Annotated in this window: 11 protein-coding genes; 7 read left to right on the forward strand and 4 right to left on the reverse strand. The window is 69.8% G+C overall.

Features of this window, described 5'->3' with window-relative positions:
- Positions 1 to 4: 4 nt before the first annotated feature.
- Together G8A07_RS03330 and G8A07_RS03335 are read right to left on the reverse strand one after the other, a co-directional pair.
- A complete protein-coding gene (locus tag G8A07_RS03330) occupies positions 5 to 679 on the reverse strand; it encodes a DsbA family protein (RefSeq protein WP_195795707.1) in 675 nt (224 codons plus the stop codon).
- A complete protein-coding gene (locus tag G8A07_RS03335) occupies positions 673 to 1,524 on the reverse strand; it encodes an MBL fold metallo-hydrolase (protein WP_213086285.1) in 852 nt (283 codons plus the stop codon). The genes G8A07_RS03330 and G8A07_RS03335 overlap by 7 nt, the downstream gene beginning before the upstream one ends.
- 179 nt (positions 1,525 to 1,703) lie before the next feature.
- Here G8A07_RS03335 and G8A07_RS03340 point away from each other — a divergent pair, with 179 nt between their 5' ends.
- Both G8A07_RS03340 and G8A07_RS03345 read left to right on the forward strand, forming a co-directional pair.
- A complete protein-coding gene (locus G8A07_RS03340) occupies positions 1,704 to 2,621 on the forward strand; it encodes a LysR family transcriptional regulator (protein WP_195795709.1) in 918 nt (305 codons plus the stop codon).
- Between the two features lie 102 nt (positions 2,622 to 2,723).
- The gene (locus tag G8A07_RS03345) at positions 2,724 to 2,978 is read left to right on the forward strand and encodes a hypothetical protein (protein ID WP_195795710.1); all 255 of its coding nucleotides are present in this window, start codon (positions 2,724 to 2,726) and stop codon (positions 2,976 to 2,978) included.
- A gap of 39 nt (positions 2,979 to 3,017) precedes the next feature.
- On the opposite strand, the gene G8A07_RS03350 is transcribed toward G8A07_RS03345, so the two are convergent.
- A complete protein-coding gene (locus G8A07_RS03350) occupies positions 3,018 to 5,621 on the reverse strand; it encodes an EAL domain-containing protein (protein WP_195795711.1) in 2,604 nt (867 codons plus the stop codon).
- A 208-nt stretch (positions 5,622 to 5,829) separates the two neighbouring features.
- The gene (locus G8A07_RS03355; protein ID WP_195795712.1) at positions 5,830 to 8,550 is read right to left on the reverse strand and encodes a pitrilysin family protein; all 2,721 of its coding nucleotides are present in this window, start codon (positions 8,548 to 8,550) and stop codon (positions 5,830 to 5,832) included.
- Positions 8,551 to 8,596: 46 nt separating this feature from the next.
- Between G8A07_RS03355 and G8A07_RS03360 the strand changes: the two genes are divergently transcribed.
- The 5 genes from G8A07_RS03360 to G8A07_RS03380 all read left to right on the forward strand — a co-directional run bounded on the left by G8A07_RS03360 (position 8,597) and on the right by G8A07_RS03380 (position 13,697).
- Positions 8,597 to 8,908 (forward strand): hypothetical protein, encoded by a 312-nt coding sequence (locus G8A07_RS03360; protein WP_195795713.1) that lies wholly within the window; start codon positions 8,597 to 8,599, stop codon positions 8,906 to 8,908.
- Entirely contained in the window at positions 8,905 to 10,908 is a 2,004-nt protein-coding gene (locus G8A07_RS03365) for a PAS domain S-box protein (RefSeq protein WP_256441099.1), read from the forward strand. The genes G8A07_RS03360 and G8A07_RS03365 overlap by 4 nt, the downstream gene beginning before the upstream one ends.
- A 399-nt stretch (positions 10,909 to 11,307) precedes the next feature.
- Positions 11,308 to 11,709, forward strand: a complete 402-nt coding sequence (locus G8A07_RS03370; RefSeq protein WP_195795715.1) for a GFA family protein — start codon at positions 11,308 to 11,310, stop codon at positions 11,707 to 11,709.
- 37 nt (positions 11,710 to 11,746) lie between these two features.
- The gene (locus G8A07_RS03375; protein ID WP_249937208.1) at positions 11,747 to 12,352 is read left to right on the forward strand and encodes a restriction endonuclease; all 606 of its coding nucleotides are present in this window, start codon (positions 11,747 to 11,749) and stop codon (positions 12,350 to 12,352) included.
- Between the two features lie 10 nt (positions 12,353 to 12,362).
- On the forward strand, positions 12,363 to 13,697 hold the full coding sequence (locus G8A07_RS03380; protein WP_195795716.1) for a hypothetical protein: 1,335 nt from the start codon (positions 12,363 to 12,365) through the stop codon (positions 13,695 to 13,697).
- The last annotated feature ends 136 nt before the right edge of the window (positions 13,698 to 13,833 follow it).

Genomic DNA, 13,833 nt, shown 5'->3' on the forward strand with positions numbered 1-13,833 from the left:
AGTCTCAGGAAAGTTGTTGCCGCAGGTGCATCAGCCAGGCCTGGCGTTGGCCGTAGAAGCGCGCGGCGTCCAGGCGCTGCAGTTTCCCATCGGCGCGCTCCAGCGCCAGGGTCGGGAAGCCCTGCGCGCCCAGGGCCTGCAGCAGGCCGCGGGAGGCGGTCAGATGGGCCTGCGTCGCGGGGCCCGACTGGCGTTGCAGCGCCGCGTCGAAGGCCGCGGCGTCCAGCCCCAGCGATAGCGCCAGCGCGCGCAGCGTCTGCGCCTCGGCGATGCGCCGGCCCTCGACGTAATAGGCCCGCTGCGCGGCCTCCAGCAGCGCGAAGCCGGCGCGCGGCCCGGCCAGTTCGGTGGCGGCCAGCACCGCGGTAATCGGCGGCTCGGAGTCCAGCATCGCGCCGGGATCCTTCAGCAGGCCGTCGGTGTAGCCGCTGCCGAAATGCTGGCCGGTCAAGGCGCCGATGCGGCGGTCATGCGGCTGCACATAGGCGCGCAGCTCCGGCGTCACCGGGCGGCGCGCCGCGCCGGCGAACATGCCGCCGCCATGCAGCACCGGCTGCAGGTCCGGCAGCTCGTCCAGCGCAGCGCGCAGCAGCGGGGCGGCGCCGTAGCACCAGCCGCACAGCGGGTCGTAGACATAGTGCAGGCGGTCGCTGCCGCCTCCGCTACCCGGCCTCACCATTTCATCTCGCCCTTGTTGACCTTGGCGCCGATGTCCAGCGCGATGCCCATGCCCGCCTGCGGATAGGCGGCCTTCATCGCGTCGATCAGTGCGGCGCCGTTGGCGGCACGCGGCAGCTCGGCCTCGAAGCGCTGCAGGTAGTCGCGGGTGTAGCGCAGCGCCGAAGCGTCTTGCGCGCTGCCGCTGGCCATATGGCCGGGCACGACGATGGCCGGCTGCAGCGCCAGCTGCTCGTCCAGCTTGGCCAGCCAGGCGGCGCGCTCGGCGGCGCTCTGCGTGTCGGCGGTCCACACATGCAGGCCGGCGAAGCTGTTGACGCCGCCGACGATGGCCTTGATCGAGGGGATCCAGACATAGCTGCGATGCGGCAGCGCATCGTTCAGGCCGCGCACTTCCAGGGTCTGGCCTTCCAGGCTCAGCGTATGGCCTTCCAACAGCTGCGGCAGCAGCGGCTGGCGCGGCGCATTGGCGCCCAGGCGCGGGCCCCAGACCTTCAGCTTGGTCGGCAGCGAGGCCTCGATCTTCTTCAGGGTCGGCGCGGTGGCGAGGATGCGGGCGGCCGGGAACTCCTGCTTCAGCACCTCGAGGCCGAAGTAGTAGTCGGGATCGGCGGCCGAGACGTAGATGGTGCTGAGGGTCTTGCCGCTGTCCAGCACCGCGGCGGCGACGCGCAGCGCATCGGCGCGGGTGAAGCCGCTGTCCAGCAGCACCGCTTCCTTGGCGCCCAGCACCAGCACCGAGTTGACATGGAAGCTGGCGGCGCCATGGTTGATGACCTTCAGCTCCAGCGGGGCGGCGGGTGCTGCCGTCTGGGCCTGGCCCTGGGCCAGCATGCCCAGGCTCATCAGGCCGGCGAAGCCCAGGCGACGCAGGAAGCGGGGCAGGGCGGGAGCGATCGAGAGAGGATTCATGGTCGGGATCTCCGGGGAGGGAAAGGTTGCGATTCGATGCCCTGCACTTTATTTGTCCGGATCAAGGCGGTAAATAACCGGCTTCGGACGTATTTGTTGCATGATTCGAGCAAATGGACCGTCTGCAGGCGATGAAGGTGTTTGTCGAGGTGGTGGAGCGCGGCAGCCTGACGGCGGCGGCCGAGGCGCTGGACATCTCGCGGGCGATGGCGACGCGCCAGCTGGAGGCGCTGGAGCGCTGGCTGGGCACGCGCCTGCTGCAGCGCAGTACCCGTCGCCTGAGCCTGACCGATGCCGGCCTGGAGGCGCTGCCGCGCTGCCGCCAGCTGGTGGAGCTGGCCGAGGAGACGCGCCTGGCCGCCGGTGCGCGCCAGCAGGAGGTCAGCGGGCTGCTGCGTCTCAGCGCCTCGATGTCCTTTGCCCAGCAGCATCTGGCGCCGGCGGTGGCGGAGTTCCTGAGCGCACATCCGCAGACGCAGATCGAGCTGCTGGCCTCCGAGCATGCGGTCAACCTGGTCGAGGACCGGATCGATCTGGCGCTGCGCATCAGCAACGAGCTGGACCCGGCGCTGATCGCGCGGCGGCTGACCGTCTGCCGCTCGGTGGTCTGTGCCGCGCCGGCCTATCTGGCGGCGCGCGGCACGCCGTTGGCGCCGCAGCAACTGCGCGAGCATGCCTGCCTGGGCCATGCGCGCTACGGCAGCGAGGAATGGCGTCTTCGCCACGAAGAGGCCGGCGCGGAGGAGCGGGTGCCGCTGCCGGCGCCACCGCGCCTGCGCGCCAACGAGGCCACGGTGCTGCTGCAGGGCGCGCTGGCCGGCGCCGGCATCGCGCTGCTGCCGACCTATCTGGTCGGCCCGGCCCTGGCCGATGGCAGCCTGGTGCGCCTGCTGCCCGGCTGGGAGCCGGAGCTGCTGGGCATCCATGCGGTCTACACCAGCCGCCGGCATCAGCCGCTGCTGCTGCGCCGCTTCGTCGATTTCCTGGCGGAGCGCTTCGATCCCGAGCGGCCTTACTGGGACGCGGGCTGAGCCGGGCGGCCGGCGCGGCCGGTTAACCGGCGCTTAAGGATCGGCGTCAACACTGCGGGCCGATCTCAACCATCGTTCGGCCGCTGAACCGGCCCCGCTTCTATGGACGCTTCATTGCTGCTGTTTGCGGCGCTCGCCGCGCTCGGTTTTCTTGCCGCCCTCTACGGCGCCCTGCGCCATCGACCCGCCTGGTGGCGCGCCGGCTTCCTGTTCGCGGCCGGGGCCAGCGCCGGCTCGGGGCTGCTGGAGCTGTTGCAGGATGGGCGCGGCTTCTCCGCCGCCGCGCACCTGCTGGCGGGGCTGATGTTCGTCGGCATCGCGTTGCGCGGCGCGCCGGCATCGGCGGTGCGCGGCTGAGCTCAGCAGCAGCCACCGATCATCGTGGCCGGTGATGCATCAACTGGAAGAAGATGATGATGGTGGCGGCGCCGCCACCATCGCCTCGCCCAGCCAGCGCTCCAGGTCCTGCGGCGCCAGCGGCCGGGCGAACAGATAGCCCTGCGCGACCGGGTAGCCCTGCTCGCGCAGCATCAGGTTCTGCGCGTCGGTCTCGACGCCCTCGGCCACGACGGTCAGGCGCAGGCTCCTGCCGATGCCCAGGATGGCGCCGCTGAGGGCGCGGGCGGCTGCGTCGGTCTCCAGGTCGGCGACGAAGCTGCGGTCCAGCTTCAGCTCGCTGACCGGCAGGCGGCGCAGGTAGCTGAGGCTGGAGTAGCCGGTGCCGAAATCGTCCATCGACAGGCGCACGCCCTGGGCATGCACCTCGGCGATGGTCTTCATCGTGCTGGGGTTGGTGTCCAGCAGCACGCTCTCGGTCAGCTCCAGGGTCAGGTCTTGCGGCGCCAGCGCGTTGCGCTCCAGCGTGTCGGCGATCATGCGCGGCAGGTCCAGGTTGTGGAAGCTGGTCGGCGAGAGGTTGACCGAGACGGCCGGCACCGCCAGGCCGCGCGCGCGCCAGTCGGCCAGCTGGCGGCAGGCCTCGCGCAGCGCCCAGCGGCCCAGGTCGGCGACCAGGCCGCATTCCTCGGCCAGCGGGATGAAGCGCGACGGCGGGATCTCCCCCAGATCCGGATGGGTCCAGCGCGCCAGCGCCTCCACGCCGTAGAGCCGTCCGCTCTCCAGGTCGATCTGCGGTTGGTAATGCAGGCGCAGCTGGCGCGCCTGCAGGGCCTGGCGCAGCGCGGTCTCCAGCGCCAGCCGCTCCTGCGCGAGCCGGTTCATCTCGCTGCTGAAGAAGCTGAAGCAGCCGCGCCCGCCGCTCTTGGCCTGGTACATCGCCATGTCGGCGCGGTGCACCAGGGTCTCCATGTCGCGGCCGTCGACCGGGAACATCGCGATGCCGACGCTGGCCGAGATCGCCAGCGCGGCGCCGGCGACCGTCATCGGCTCGGCCAGCAGCAGCTGCAGGCGCTCGACGGTGTCGGTCGCATGGTCGGCGTCGCATTGCGGCAGCACGACGACGAACTCGTCGCCCGACAGGCGGCCGGCGATGTCGGAGGCGCGCAGCTCACGCTGCAGCCGCGCCGCCACCTGGCGCAGCAGCTCGTCGCCGGCCGGATGGCCGAGCGAATCGTTGACCTGCTTGAAGCGGTCCAGGTCGAGGAACAGTACCGCCAGCTGCTCGTCGTTGCGGGTGGCGGAGGCGATCGCCTGGTCCGCCTTGGCCTGCAGCAGGCTGCGGTTGGGCAGGCCGGTCAGGCCGTCGTAGAAGGCCAGCTGGCGGATGCGCTGGCGCGCATGCTCGCGCTCCAGCGCCAGCATGCACAGATGGGTGCAGGCGTCGACCAGCTGCTGGTGGAAGCTTTGCGGCGCGGCGCCGACCGGCTCGCGGTAGTAGAAGGCGAAGCTGCCGATCACCCGGCCCTGGCTGTTGCGGATCGGCGTGGACCAGCAGGCGACATAGCCGAGCGGCAGGATCAGGTGCTTGTAGTCGGCCCACAGCGGATCGCGGGCGATGTCGTCGACGCGCACCGCCTCGTTGCGCCAGGCGGCGGTGCCGCAGGAGCCGGTGGTCGGTCCGATCGCCAGGCCCTCCAGCAGCTGGGAGTAGCTGTCGGGCAGGCTGGGCGCGGCCAGCGGATGCAGCAGGCCCTGGGCGTCGACCTCCAGGATCGTGGCGGCCACCTCCGGCGCGATGCGCTCGACCTCGCGGCACACCAGGTCCAGCACCTCGACCAGCGGCTGCTCGCGCGCCATCGCCTCCAGCACGCGGTGCTGCAGCGCCTCGTGCATCTTGGCGCGGGTGATGTCGGTCAGCATCGTCACCGTGTAGCGCCAGTCGCCGCCCGGGTCGGCGACCGGATTGCTGATCACCTTGGCCCAGTAGCGCTGGCCGCTCTGGCCCACCACGATCTCCTCGCGCGCCACCGGGCGGCCGGCGCGCAACGCGGCGCGGTAGTCGTCGACGAAGGCCTGGTCCAGCTGCGGCGCCAGCAGCGCGATCGGCGCCTGGCCCGCCACCTCCTCCAGGCTCCAGCCGAACATGCGGCTGAAGCCGGCGTTGACATAGACGATGCGCGAGGCGCCGTCGCTGATGACGACCGCGGTGTCGCTGGCATCCGCCACCAGCGACAGGCGCTGCAGATGCTCCTGCTGCGCGCGCTCGCGGCGCAGGCGCTCGCTGACGTCGGTGGCGATCTTCAGCACCTGCAAGACCTGACCCCGCGCGTCCAGCACCGGGGTGTAGGTGGCCTCCAGCCAGCAGCTGGCGCCGTCGCGGCGCAACCGCTCGGCCGGCCCGGAATGGGCGGCACCGCCGCGCAGGCGCGACCAGAACTCGCGGTAGTCCGCGCTCTCGGCCACGGCCGGCGGGCAGAAGCTGCGATGGTGGCGGCCCAGCGCCTCGTCGCGGCTGTAGCCGAGCAGGGACAGGTAGTTGTCGTTGGCTCGGCGCAGCACGCCGTCCGGATCGAACTCCGCGATCGCCATCACCCGGTCCAGCGCGCGCAGCTGCGCCAGCTCCCTTGCGGCGGGTGCCGCCTCCTGCCATCCCTCGGACATCGCTCGACTCTCCTGCTGGCCGCCGTCGTTGGGACGGATGCGGCTTGATCTAGGTCAATTCGCGACGGCTGGCGCCTCGTTGCGCTCAGTTTCACGTCGTTACCGATGATAGAGGGCGAGCGCGACCCACCAACAAAAACACGGCCCGCGGGCCGTGTGGAGGGTGCGCGCTGCGGCCTGGGCCGCAGCGGTGTTTGTGCTGGATCGACTACTTGAAGTCGCCGGCGAAGATCAGCTGGAAGTCCTCGATCTTCAGATACTTGCGCAGCGCCGCATTGATCTGTTCGGGCGTCAGCTTGGCGAGCGCGTCATCGACCTGCTGGCTGCGCGCCAGCGTGCGGTTCAGGTAGAGGTTGCTGGCCAGCACCTGGGCTAGGCCCGGGTCCTGGGCGCGCTGCAGGCGGCGCTGGCTCAGCACGGCCTGCTTGCCGGCGCTCACCTCGTCGGCCGTGAAGCCGTCCTTCAGCGCGCGCGCCACTTCCTCGCGCAGCGCGGTCTCGACCTTGCCGCGGTTGCTCGGTGCGAAGATGGCGCCGAGGTTCCAGGGCGAGTTCTCGTCCTGCGCGCTCCACTGCACATAGGACCAGACGCCGTAGGACAGGCCTTCCTTCTCGCGGATGCGCTTCCACAGCCGCGAGTCGCCGCCGTCGCCCAGCAGGTAGTTGGCCATCAGCAGCGCGGCATAGTCGGCATGCTCGTCGTTCAGCGCCAGCGGCATGCGGCCGGCCAGCACCGCGTTCTGCTTGTCCGGCGTGGCCAGCAGGGTCAGCTTGCCCGGCACCGCGACATTGGGCCGCGGCACGCGCGCGAACGGCGCCGGCGACCTCCAGTCGCCGAAGGCGGTCTCGGCGGCCTTCTGCACCGCGGCTAGGTCGAAGTCGCCGACCAGGCCCAGCTGGGCGTTGGAGGCGCCGTAGAAGCGGCGGTGGAACTCGCGCGTCTGCTCGATCTTGACGCCCTGGATGTCGGCGGCGATCTCGTCGAAGCTGCGGGCATGGCGCACGTCGCCGCGCGCGTAGGGGCCGTTGAAGGCCAGCGCGATCGCGTTGGCGGCCACCGCCTGCGGCTCCTGGCGCTGTGCCTGCAGCGCGGCCAGGCCCTGGGCGCGCACCTCGTCCAGGCCTTCCGGCGCGAGGCGCGGCTGGCGCAGCATCTCGCCGATCAGCGCCAGCGCCTCGGCCGCATGCTCGCGGCGCGTCACCCAGGCGATGCTGACGCCCTCGGGGCCGGGCATCACCTGCAGCTCGACCTTCAGCGCGTCGAGCCGGTCGCGCAGCTGCTGGCGGTCCAGGCGCTGCGTGCCCTTGTCCAGCAGCGCGGCGGTGGCGTCGGCGGCGGCGCGCTGGCCCTTCAGCGCCTCGGCATCGCCCCAGCGCAGCGTGACCATGCCCTGCACGGCCTGGCCGCGCGTCGGCTTGGGCAGCAGCGCCAGCTTCATGCCGTTGGCCAGCGTGGCGCCGCGGGTCAGCTTGTCGATATTGGCGGGCGAGGCATCGAAGGCGGCCACCGGGCCCTGGGCCGCAGCGGGCACGAAGCCCTTCATCTCGGCGACCACGTCCACCATCGCTGGCGTCGGCGCGCGCAGCGGCTTGTCGGTCGGGATGTAGAGCGCGACGCTGCGGTTGGCCGCGATCAGGCGCTCGTTGGCAACGCGCTGCACATCGGCCAGCTTGAGCGCCTTGATGCGGTCGCGCAGTAGGAAGAACAGGCGCCAGTCGCCCTGGCTGACGGTCTCCGACAGCGCGGTGCCGACCTGCTCGGGATCGGTGAACTGCTGCTCCCAGCGGTTCAGCCAGCGGGTCTGGGCGCGCTTGAGTTCATCGGCCGAGATCGGCGCGGCGGCCAGGCCCTCGATCACCTGCAGCATGCGCTGGTTCAGCGCCTCCAGCGAGGCGCCGGGCGCCAGGTCGGCGCCGATCATCGTGAAGCCGGGGTCGTGCAGCGGCGCGGCGAAGGCGCTGACCGAGGCGGCGGTCTTGGCCTCCTCGACCAGGGCCTTGTGCAGGCGCCCGGCCGGCGGTTCGGTCAGGATCAGGTTCAGCACCTCGACCGACGCATAGTCCGGATGCGGGCCGGGCGGCACATGGTAGGCCGCGGTGGCGCTGGCGACGCCGCCGGTGCGGCGCACCGTGACCTCGCGCTCGCCGTCCTGCACCGGGTCGATCGTGTAGAGATGCGGCAGCTTGCGCGCCGGTTTCTTGAGCTTGCCGAAGCTCTGCTGCACCCAGCCCAGCACCTTGGCCGGATCGAACTTGCCGGAGACGATCAGGGTCGCGTTGTCCGGCTGGTAGTACTGGCGGTAGAAGGCCTGCAAGCGCGGGATGTCGACGTTCTCGACGTCGGCGCGGGCGCCGATCGTGCTCTTGCCGTAGTTGTGCCACTGGTACATCGTGGCCATCAGGCGCTCGAACACGATGTTACCGGGGTTGTTCTCCCCCATCTCCATCTCGTTGCGCACCACGGTCATCTCGGAGTCGAGGTCCTTGCGCGCGATGTAGCTGTTGACCATCGCGTCGGCCTGCCAGCCCAGGTACCACTGCAGGTTCGCGTCGTTGGCGGCGAAGCTGGCGAAGTAGTTGGTGCGGTCCAGCCAGGTGCTGCCGTTGGCGCGCAGGCCGCGCTTCTCGAACTCGGCCCAGACGTTCTTGTGCGTCGGCGTGCCCTTGAAGATCAGGTGCTCCAGCAGATGGGCCATGCCCGTCTCGCCGTAGTTCTCCTGCTTGGAGCCGACCCGGTAGGTCACGTTGACCGTGGTGCTGGGCTTGGAGTTGTCGGGCGCCAGCAGCACCTGCAGGCCGTTGGCCAGCCGGTACTCGGTGATGCCCTCGACGCTGGTGACGGGTTTCAGCGGCGCCTGGGCGTGGGCGCCGGCCGCGGCCACCAGGCCGACGACCAGCGCGGCGCGGCGGATCGTGATGATCAATTGCATGCGTTCTTGCTCCTGTGTAGGGATGCGCGGCGCACAGGGTAGCAGCATGGCGGGTGGCAAGGAGAAAGCCTGTGGGGCGTTGATGGCGGATCCCGGCAGGTCCGGCCGCGCCGCCGTCGAACCCGGACAGGCATGTTTACAAGAGAATCCGATCGCCGTGAGGCCGATCCTTGCGGCGCTGCACCTGTTCAGGGCTGTCGACCTTGATGCGCATCAAGGCTCTCGCAAGAACGCCTGGCTGCGGCGTTTTCGCATCGCGATGCGTGCTGTCAAGGCAGAAGTAAGCAGACCGGCGGATCATGTTTCTTCTGGCGGCTGCCCGCGATGCCTCCACGTCAAAGAACAAAGGCAAACATGAGAACACCTGACCGGGATGCAGAGCAGGCACCCGCAAGAACCTTGTCGCACGAGCACCAGCGAAGACTCGAACTGATTGTGGAGAACACCACGAACATGGTGATCGTCACCAACGGCGAGAGGAAGATCGAGTGGGTTAACCCGGCCTATACCAAGGCCACCGGCTGGACCCTTGAGGAAATCAAGGGAAAGAACCCGCGGAGCTTCCTGCACGGTCCCAGAACCAGCCTGGCGGAAGCATCGCGGATCGGCAGCCGGCTGCGCAAGGGCCTGCCGGTGCGCGATGCAGAGATGCTGAACTACCGCAAGTCCGGTGAGCCCTATTGGGTGTCCTTGAGCATCGATCCCATCCTCGATGAGGGCGGGCAAGTGGTGGAGTATGTGGCGATCCAGAGCGACATCACCGAGCGCAAGCATCGAGAAATCGAGGCCGCCCGCATGCTTCGAACGCTGCGTGAGGCTCAGCGGATCGCCAAGCTGGGCAATATGGAACATGACCTCGCCTCGGGCAGCGTGCAATGCTCGGAGGAGATCTATCGCATTCTCGATGCAACTGGCGAGGACATCGATACGAGCTACGAGAGCCTGATGGCTTACACGCATCCGGACGATCGGTCCCTGGTCAGGCTCAATTACGAGCAGGCCGTCAAGGCCGGCGGTCCCTACGAGTCTCAGCACCGGGTGATCACCCGGGCCGGCCGGGTGAAATGGGTGCATCTGCACGGCATGCTGGAGCGTGCGAGCGAGGGGGACTCGGCGGTATGCCGACTCGCGGTGCAGGACATCACGGAACGAAAGCAGGCCGAGCAACTGGTTCGTGAGAAGGAGTTGCTCGACCGAGCGGCGAAGACGCAGATGGAGACGCTCTCGCGTATCAGCCATGAACTCCGCACACCGCTGCATGCGCTGCTCGGGTTCGCCGATCTGGTGGAACGTGCCGAGGGGAACAGCCTGCTGCCCAGTTCCAAGCGTGGCCTCGGGCATATCCGGGCATCGGCACAGCATCTGCTGCTGCTGGTCAACGACATGCTGGATCTCGCGCGCCTGCATGACGGACGGATCCCGCTGGACTTGCAGCTGGTGCCGCTGCGCGATGTCGTGGAGGAAGTGCTGGCGATGCTGGAGCCGGTGGCGGCCAGGCGCGGCATTGCGTTGGCGATGGAGAATCGTTCGGAGCTGCTGCTCGCCTACGCGGATCGACGGCGCCTGATCCAGGTACTGATCAACCTGGTCGGCAACGCCATCAAGTACAACCGGGCGAACGGACGGGTGTCGGTTCGCTGCATGGCGCTGAGTGCGGATTCGGTCGCGATCGCGGTGACGGATACCGGAATCGGGATTGCCGCCCAGCATCTTGAGCGACTCTTCGAACCCTTCTATCGCGTCCTGGGGCCTCAGCCGGAGGATAGCCAGCTCGATCAGGACAGCACCGGTTTGGGCCTGGCCATTGCAAAGTCCCTGCTGCATGCCATGGGCGGCGCCATCCATGCCGAAAGCGAGTTCGGTGTCGGATCGACCTTCTTTGTGACCCTGGCGCGCGCCGAGGGCGGCTCGTCGCAGCTGCGTCAGGCGCCGCTCGGGCCGGCTCCGAGCGAGGTCGAGAGCGGGGTTGGTGGGACTCTTCTCTACATCGAGGACAGCGCGGTGAATCGGGTGCTCGTCGAAGCCTATCTCGAGGCCCGACCCAACGTGACGCTGGTCTGCAGCGAGGATGGTCGCAGCGGGCTGGCGGCGGCGCGCCGGCTGCATCCGGCGCTGATTCTCATCGACATGCGTCTGCCGGACATGTCGGGTCACGAGGTCCTGCGCGCAATCCTGGACGATCCGGAGCTGTGCCGGATCCCTTGCATTGCGTTCTCTGCCGATACCGGCGTCGAGGACGTGGAGAGCGCCATTCGCAGCGGTTTCCGGGAGTTCCTGCCCAAACCATCCAGCGCCACCGAATTCCTGCTGGCGATTGACCGCATCCTGGCGGTCGAGCCGATGGCGAGCCGCGTTTGACACCGATGTAAGCCGCCCGAACGTGGCACGGCATGGTGCGGCGGATGATTGCGCGCGCCGACCTCCAGGACTCGTGCGTCGAGCAGTTTGGTGCTGTCGTTGTCGAAGTCATGCGCAGCTTGCAGCGCAAGGTGATGTCCGCATCGCGGAGCAAGAATTCCCGCTCCACATCGCTGGCCGCGGCTTGAGGACGCCTATCTGGCGATTGCTCGGGTGAAGGGCGGGCTCGATACCCGCCGTCATGGGGCATCACCTCCCGGGTTGTGGCGGGGACGGGTGGCGAGGCCAGGCTGACTGATGCGCGATCCGGTGACAATGCCCGATGCAAACCGGCGGGCCGCGCGTGCCCGTCTTCGCCGTATGCGCTCAAGCCGGCGTCTGGAAGAGAGGGGGTGTTCCATGCCAAAACAAAAAACCTACGAAGGCGGCTGCCTGTGCGGCGGCATCCGTTTCATCGCCACCGGGCCCGCGCTGAAGCCGCATACCTGCTCCTGCAAGCTGTGCCAGCGCCATACCGGCGCGCTGACGGCCGCCTGGGTCGAGTTCCCGGCGGCCGGCGTGGCCTGGGTGGGACCGGGTGGCCGGCCGTCGACCTGGCGCTCCTCGGCCTGGTCCAGCCGCGCCTTCTGCCCCACCTGCGGCAGCTCGATCGGCGCGATCGACGACGCGCCGGTCGTCGCCCTGCTGCTGGGCGGCTTCGACTCCGCCAACCGCAAGGAGCTGGCGGCGAGCTCGCATTCCTATGTCTCGCCGCGGCCAAAATGGTGGCATGTCCAATCCGATGGCGAGGCCGGCGCCTGAGCCGGCCCTTGTCTCTACTTTTCTCCGGAGCCGTCTCTTGAAGCTGACCATGGCGAAGAACTCGCTGTTCGCGATCCTGCTGCGTTCGTCCTGGTGGATCAGCCTGCTGATCGGCCTGCTGCTGGGCCTGCTGAGTTTTGCTCTGCTGCCCGAGCATCTGCGCGTGGTGGGCGCGCTGTCGGGCTTCCCCTTCATCGTGATCAGCCTGATCGCGGCGCGGCGCCAATGGCATCTGCCCAGCGCCGCGCGCATCGAGCAGACGCAGCAGGCCCTGGCCACGATGGCCTGGCCGGCCTTCGCGGCCCTGCTGGAGCAGGCCTTCCGGCGCGACGGCTACACCTTGGTACCGCAAGGCAAGGGCGGCGCCGATGCGGCCTTCGACTTCGAGCTGGAGCGCCAGGGCCGGCGCATGCTGGTCAGCGCGCGGCGCTGGAAGTCGGCCCGCACCGGGCTGGAGGCCCTGCGCGCGCTGCAGGGCGCGCGCGAGGTGAGGCAGGCCGACGAGGCGCTGTACATCGGCCTGGCCGCGCTGAGCGACAACGCCCGGCCCTATGCCGCCGAGCAGCGCATCACGCTCTGGCAGGCCCCCGAGCTGGCCCATGCGCTGCGCGGCCTGCCGCTGCCGGCGACCGAACGGCGCTGAGGCGCTGCCGATGCGGGCGCTGATGCTGTGCCTGGCCGCCGCGGCCCTGTTGGCCGGCTGCGCTCGGCCGCCGGTAGCGCCGGACCGCAGCGCCGAAGCGCCGCCGCAAACCCGCGCCTGTCCCGCTGGCCTGCCGGCCGACACCCGCTGCCTGGGCGGCCGGGACAGCGCCGGCGCCTTCTACCTGATCGCGATTCCCGCGGGCTGGCAGGGCGAGCTGGTACTGCACAGCCATGGCGGCCCCTTCCTCGGCGCGCCGAACCTGCGGCGCGTCGAGGAGGACCTGCAGCGCTGGTCCATCATGCCGCGCGCCGGCTATGCCTGGGCCGGCTCCAGCTATCGGCAGGGCGGGGTGGCGGTGCGCGCCGCGGCCGAGGACACCGAGCGCCTGCGCCGCCTCTTCGTCGCCCATGTCGGCCGACCGACGCTGACGATCCTGCACGGCCAGTCCTGGGGCGCCAGCGTCGCCGCCAAGGGCGCCGAGATGTTTGCCGAGAACAAGCCCTACGACGGCGTGCTGCTGAGCAGCGGCGTGCTGGCCGGCGGCACGCGGGCCTACGACATGCGGCTCGACCTGCGCGTGATCTACCAGTACCTGTGCGGCAACCATCCGCGCGCCGATGAGCCGCAATACCCGCTGTGGCAGGGCCTGCCGGTCGGCAGCACGATGACCCGGTCCGAACTGGCGCGTCGCGTCAACGACTGCCTGGCGCTGAACAAGCCGGCCGCCGAACGCAGCGCCGAGCAGGCGCGCAGGGTGAAGACCCTGGTCGACGTGCTGCACATCCCGCCGCGCAGCATCCAGAGCCATCTGAACTGGGCCACCTTCCATTTCCAGGACATCGCCGAGCGGCGCAGCGGCGGCGCCAATGTGTTCGGCAATATCGGCGCGCGCTACATCGGCTCGGACGACGATGCCGCGCTGAATGCCGGCGTGCTGCGCTACGCCGCCGACCCGGCCGCGGTGGCGCGCTTCGGCGCCGACGCCGATCCCGACGGCCAGATTCCGGTGCCGGTGCTGACGGTGCATGGCATCCACGACCCGGCCGCCTTCGTCGAGATGCAGCACAGCTTCGGCCAGACGATGGCCCGGGCCGGCCGCGCCGACGCGCTGGTGCAGACCTATACCGACGACAGCGAGCACAGCTACCTCAGCGACGCGACCTATGTGGCCCTGCTGCAAGCGCTGAAGGCCTGGCTGCGCGAGGGCCGCAAGCCCACGCCGGCCGCGGTGGCCGAGGCCTGCGCTGCGGCGCAGCAGGCCTTCCCCTCCCACTGCCGCTTCCGGCCCGACTACCGGCCGGCCGCGCTCGACACCCGCGTGGCGCCGCGCCAGCGGCCCTGAGCCACCACCGGATCAGGGGTGCGGCGCGGGTTTGACCCAGTTGCCGCGGGCGAACGCCGCTTCGATATTCGAACCGGCGCAGGCGGTCAGGTCCGACAGAGACCCGTGGGCCTTGTTGCAGTCTTGAAGAAGCCCA

Source organism: Roseateles sp. DAIF2 (assembly GCF_015624425.1).
GTDB lineage: Bacteria > Pseudomonadota > Gammaproteobacteria > Burkholderiales > Burkholderiaceae_C > Kinneretia.

Bases quoted from the DNA above. Each gene is read 5' to 3' on its own strand.
- G8A07_RS03330 (WP_195795707.1), bottom strand. From the start codon at position 679: ATGGTGAGGCCGGGTAGCGGAGGCGGCAGCGACCGCCTGCACTATGTC.
- G8A07_RS03335 (WP_213086285.1), bottom strand. From the start codon at position 1,524: ATGAGCCTGGGCATGCTGGCCCAGGGCCAGGCCCAGACGGCAGCACCC.
- G8A07_RS03340 (WP_195795709.1), top strand. From the start codon at position 1,704: ATGGACCGTCTGCAGGCGATGAAGGTGTTTGTCGAGGTGGTGGAGCGC.
- G8A07_RS03345 (WP_195795710.1), top strand. From the start codon at position 2,724: ATGGACGCTTCATTGCTGCTGTTTGCGGCGCTCGCCGCGCTCGGTTTT.
- G8A07_RS03350 (WP_195795711.1), bottom strand. From the start codon at position 5,621: ATGTCCGAGGGATGGCAGGAGGCGGCACCCGCCGCAAGGGAGCTGGCG.
- G8A07_RS03355 (WP_195795712.1), bottom strand. From the start codon at position 8,550: ATGCAATTGATCATCACGATCCGCCGCGCCGCGCTGGTCGTCGGCCTG.
- G8A07_RS03360 (WP_195795713.1), top strand. From the start codon at position 8,597: ATGGCGGGTGGCAAGGAGAAAGCCTGTGGGGCGTTGATGGCGGATCCC.
- G8A07_RS03365 (WP_256441099.1), top strand. From the start codon at position 8,905: ATGAGAACACCTGACCGGGATGCAGAGCAGGCACCCGCAAGAACCTTG.
- G8A07_RS03370 (WP_195795715.1), top strand. From the start codon at position 11,308: ATGCCAAAACAAAAAACCTACGAAGGCGGCTGCCTGTGCGGCGGCATC.
- G8A07_RS03380 (WP_195795716.1), top strand. From the start codon at position 12,363: ATGCGGGCGCTGATGCTGTGCCTGGCCGCCGCGGCCCTGTTGGCCGGC.